The 1866-nt window shown below is 63.9% G+C and carries 2 protein-coding genes; both read left to right on the plus strand.

The window, feature by feature from the left end; all coding sequences use genetic code 11:
* The first annotated feature begins 123 nt into the window (after positions 1-123).
* On the plus strand, positions 124-1266 hold the full coding sequence (gene rodA, locus D769_RS30580; protein ID WP_008652644.1) for a rod shape-determining protein RodA: 1143 nt from the start codon (positions 124-126) through the stop codon (positions 1264-1266).
* A 52-nt stretch (positions 1267-1318) separates the two neighbouring features.
* On the plus strand, positions 1319-1866 hold a 548-nt coding region (locus D769_RS30585; protein WP_008652645.1), incomplete at its 3' end, for a DUF484 family protein.

A 1866-nucleotide genomic window follows, 5' to 3' on the forward strand; every position in this document is an offset into this window, starting at 1 on the left:
CCTCGGCCCCGGCACCCGCCAAGCCGAAGACGCAGCCCGCCCGGCCCAAGCCCGCCAATGTCGCGGGCCCGGCCTCGGGCTCGGCGGCCCGCAACAACGTTTCAGAGTAACAAGGAGACGCGCATGGACCGACGCCGCGTCGTATCGATCATCAAGTCTGCCCTGACCGGCTTCGACAAGCCGCTGGCCTTGATCGTCTTTCTGCTGTTCGCCACCGGCATCATCGCGCTGTACTCGGCCGCGATTGACATGCCGGGCCGGGTCGAGGACCAGCTGCGCAATATCCTGCTGTCGTATGTGGTGATGCTGGTGATCGCTTACATGCCGACCCAGCTGTTGATGCGGGTTGCCGTGCCGCTCTACACCGTGGGGGTAGCGCTGCTGATCGCCGTGGCGATGTTCGGCCTGATCCGCAAGGGCGCGCGGCGCTGGCTGAATGTGGGGATGGTGATTCAGCCCTCCGAGATCATGAAGATCGCGATGCCACTGATGCTGGCGTGGTACTTCCAGAAGCGCGAGGGGGTGATCAAATGGTTCGACTTCGTCGTGGCGCTGATCATGCTCGGTATTCCGGTCGGCCTGATCGCCAAGCAGCCTGACCTGGGCACCGCGCTGCTGGTGTTGGCCGCCGGCATCTACGTGATCTACTTCGCAGGCCTGACGTGGAAGATCATCCTGCCGATTCTCGGTGCGGGCGTGGTGGTGATCACGCTGATCGTGACTTACCAGAACCAGATCTGCGCGCCGGGCGTGAACTGGCCGATCCTGCACGACTACCAGCAGCACCGTGTCTGCACGCTGCTCGACCCGACCACTGATCCGCTCGGCAAGGGCTTCCACACGATCCAGTCGATTATCGCGATCGGCTCGGGCGGGGTGACCGGCAAGGGCTGGCTCAAGGGCACGCAGACGCACCTCGAATTCATCCCCGAGAAGCACACCGACTTCATCTTCGCCGTGTTCTCCGAGGAGTTCGGGCTGATCGGCAATGCGGTGCTACTGGTCCTGTACCTGCTGCTGATCTTCCGCGGGCTTTATATCGCGGCGAACGCGCCAACGCTGTTCTCGCGTCTGCTGGCCGGCTCCATCACGCTGATCTTCTTCACCTACGCCTTCGTGAACATGGGCATGGTGAGCGGGATCCTGCCGGTGGTGGGCGTGCCGCTGCCGCTGATGAGCTACGGGGGAACCGCGCTGGTGACGCTGGGAATGGGCATCGGCATTCTGATGAGCATTTCCAGACAGAAACGGTTAATACAAACGTAGTGGATGGCGTCTTTGCTACACTGCCATCCAAAATTTGTTCCGGTGGAAGCCCATGAACGCACAAGACGTTGCCGCTTATCTGCAGAGCCATCCGCAGTTTTTCGAAGATCACGCCGAACTGCTGGCGACGGTGCAACTGACCAGCCCGCACAGCCACCGGGCGGTGTCGCTGCAGGAGCGCCAGATGGAAATCCTGCGCGAGAAGAACAAGGGTCTGGAACTCAAGCTGGCCGATCTCGTCCGGCACGGCCACGAGAACGATCGCACGCAGCAGCGTATGCATGACTGGCAGATGCGGCTGCTGGCCGAGGCCGATTCCCACGCGCTGCCCTATGCGGTGCGCGACGGCCTGCAGCAGGTGTTCGACGTGCCCGCCGTGGGGCTGCGCCTGTGGAGCGTCGGTGAGACCTATGCCCACATGGAAGTGGCGCAGGGTGCCAGCGATGACCTGCGCCTGTTCGCCGAAGGCCTGCGCGCGCCGTTCTGCGGCGCGAACGCCGGTTTCGAGGCCGCTCAACTGCTGGAGCGCGACGACGTCGCATCGCTGGCGATGGTGGCGCTGCGCGTGCCGGCCAAGCCCGACGAGGACGGCCCGGGCGC

The organism is Cupriavidus sp. HMR-1, assembly GCF_000319775.1.
In the GTDB taxonomy this organism is placed as follows: Bacteria; Pseudomonadota; Gammaproteobacteria; order Burkholderiales; family Burkholderiaceae; genus Cupriavidus; species Cupriavidus metallidurans.

Bases quoted from the DNA above. Each gene is read 5' to 3' on its own strand.
- rodA (WP_008652644.1), top strand. From the start codon at position 124: ATGGACCGACGCCGCGTCGTATCGATCATCAAGTCTGCCCTGACCGGC.